We start from the raw sequence: 2811 nt of genomic DNA, 5'->3' as shown, positions 1-2811 counted from the left end.
CGCCCGGCATCCCGGGCCGTCCGGTCCAGCCCCCCGGGGCCGACCGGGACGGGCGCGGCGACCTGCCGCCCGGCCGCGCCGACGACCGTCGCGGCTACGATGACCGCCGCGACGGCGACCGGCGGGGCTTCAACGTGCCGGGCCGCCCCGGCTACATCCCGGGCGGGTTCCGGGAGGACGACGAGGACGTGCGCGACTACGAGCGCGTCCGCCGGGACCGGCGCGAGTTCAACGAGGACGGGCGCACCTACATCCGCGAGCCCGGCCGGATCATCGTGCGCGACCGCGACGGCTACTTCATCCGCCACGACGAGAACGAGCGTTTCCGCGATCTCGACCGCCGCGGCTTCCGCAGCGAGCGGCGGGGCCAGGAGACCTACACCTTCCTCGACCGGCCGGGCGGCGAGCAGATCGTCACGATCGTGGACGACGACGGCCGGCTGCTGCGCCGCACCCGCCGCTTCCGCGACGGGCGCGAGGTGGTGATCATCGACAACGGCTTCGGGCCGCGCCGCCCGATCTACGAGGACGTGGTCGATCTGCCGCCGCCCGACATCCGCATCCCGCGCGACCGCTACGTGGTGGATTACGACGGCGCCGACGAGCGCACCGTCTACGAGGCGCTCTCGGCCCCGCCGGTGGTGCCGGTGGAGCGGCGCTACACGCTCGATCAGGTGCGCTACAGCCCGCAGCTGCGCGCCCGGATGCGCAGCGTCGACATCGACACCATCACCTTCGACACCGGCTCCTTCACGGTGACCCCGGACCAGGCGGCGCGGCTCTCGACCATCGCGGCGGCGATCAACCAAGCGATCCGGGCCAACCCCCAGGAGGTGTTCCTGATCGAGGGCTACACCGACGCGGTGGGCTCGGACGTGGACAACCTCTCGCTCTCGGACCGCCGGGCGCAGTCGGTCGCCACCGTGCTGACCCAGCAGTTCCAGGTGCCGCCCGAGAACCTGACGACCCAGGGCTACGGCGAGCAGTACCTCAAGGTGAACACCCAGAACGCCTCCCGCGAGAACCGCCGGGTGACCGTGCGGCGGATCACGCCGCTGATCCAGCAGGGGCAGGCTCAGGGGCAAGGGCAGGGGCAGGGCGGCCAGCCGCCGCGGTAGAACCCGCGCTCTCCCTCCCCCCGCAGAGGGGGGAGGGGAGACGCGCGCCCTACGCCGCCACCGTGTTCCCCGCCACCCGGACCACCGCGTCGAAGGGCGGTAGCGCCGCCGGGTCGGCGGCCTCGGGCAGGCAGACGATGAGGCCGCGGCCGGCGCGCGCCGCCCGCAGGTGGGCGAGGCGCTCCTCGAAGTTGGCGGGTGCGCGCTCCTCCAGCAGGATCGCCACCACGAGGATGTCCGGCTCCCGGACGAGGCAGCGGGCGAGATCGATGGCGACGCGCTCGCGCGGGCCCGGCGCACCCTCGGCCAGGGCGCCCGTCGCGGCGGGGTCGATCCGGCTGTCCAGGCCGAGCCGGTAGACCGCGTCCTCCAGGCCCTCCTCCGCCAGGACGCGGCGCACGAGCGCGCGCACCCGCCGCTCGGCGCCGGCCTCGCCGTAGCTGATCCGGCCGAACAGCAGGTTCTCCTCCAGGCTCGCGGCCGGGTTGACCCGGGCGGGGTCGTGGAACTCCACCGCGCCGCGCAAGGGGGCGGGCAGCATCCGCGCGAAGGCGTGGCGCGCGCCCACGATGCGCGCTTCCAGCGCCGCGTCGATCAGGCCGAAGCGGTGGCGGGTCTCGTTGTAGCGCAGCGCCAGGCCGATCAGCGCCTCGCGGTCGCGGTGCCCCGCGGGGCCGCGGCGCAGGATGGCGTCGGTCTGGCGGGCGACCAGATCCTCGAAGAAGCCGCGCTCGGCCGCCGGGAAGAGCGAGAAGGCGTCGAAGAGCGGGTGGTCGGCCGGCAGGTCGGCGAAGATCTCGACCGAGTTGCGGGCGACCGCGAGCCCGATCTCGGTGAGCGGGCGGGTCAGCCCCTCCGCCTCCAGCACCGCCCGCAGGTAGGGCTGGCGCGCCAGCCGCGCCGGGGCGAAGGCGGGGCCGACGGCCTCGCCGAACAGGATGTTCTCGGCCAGATCCGCCTGATGGTTGTAGAGCGCCGGGTCGAAGGGCTCGACGAGGCGCTCGGCCTGCTCGGCCCGCAGCCGCGCGCGCACGCTCGCCCGCGCCGCCACCACGGCGCTGGCGAGCTCCGGGTCGGCGGCGGAATCCACCCGCCCGGTCAGCCCGCGGGCGTACACGAAGGCGTCGAGCCCGGTGAGCCCGAGGATCTCCGCGAAGCCGGCGGCGTCCGGCGCCCGCTCCGCGCCGTAGAGCAGGTTCTGGCGGAGCGATCCCTCGACCAGGATCGCCTCGCCCGAGGCGTAGGCGATGCGGCGCGCCCGCTCGCCCGGGTCGAAGGCGCGCAGGTCCTGGCCCGCGAAGGTGACGGCGCCCGCGCTCGGCTCGACCTGGCCCGCGAGAACTGCCGCGAGCACGCGGGCGCCGCCGCCGCGCCCGCCCGCGATCGCCACGTGGCCGGGCATCGCGAGCGCGACGTCCACGCCCGCGAGGCGCTCGCCGGTCGCCGCGTCGAAGGCGCCGACGCCCTGGGCCACGAGCGGGCCGGAGCCGGGCAGCGGCGGCCGCTCGGCCGCCGGCCGGATCCCGGACCGCGTGCGCAGGGAGGCGACCGAGCGGGCGATGTCGCGGAAGGCCGGCACGAGGGCGTCGCGCAGGGCCCAGAGGTCGAGGGCGGCGGCGAGCAGCACGGCGGCGAGCGCGAAGCCGCCCACGGCGGCCGCGAGCGCGGCCGGATCGACGGGTTGCGCGGGCGG

1 protein-coding gene and 1 pseudogene are annotated in these 2811 nt (G+C 76.1%); one reads left to right on the top strand and one right to left on the bottom strand.

Features of this window, described 5'->3' with window-relative positions; all coding sequences use genetic code 11:
- Positions 1 to 1118, top strand: a 1118-nt coding sequence (locus tag AX737_RS06010) for an OmpA family protein (protein WP_245293402.1), incomplete at its 5' end; no start/stop codon positions are given.
- 49 nt (positions 1119 to 1167) lie between these two features.
- Here the strand turns inward: AX737_RS06010 and AX737_RS34135 are convergent.
- Positions 1168 to 2811, bottom strand: a pseudogene (locus AX737_RS34135) (ABC transporter ATP-binding protein); the annotation flags it as partial.

The sequence above is a fragment of the Methylobacterium sp. CCH5-D2 genome (assembly GCF_001556475.1).
Lineage (GTDB): Bacteria > Pseudomonadota > Alphaproteobacteria > Rhizobiales > Beijerinckiaceae > Methylobacterium > Methylobacterium hispanicum.
The sequence above is the reverse complement of the archived record's forward strand: the minus strand, read 5'-3'. Positions and strand labels throughout refer to the sequence as shown.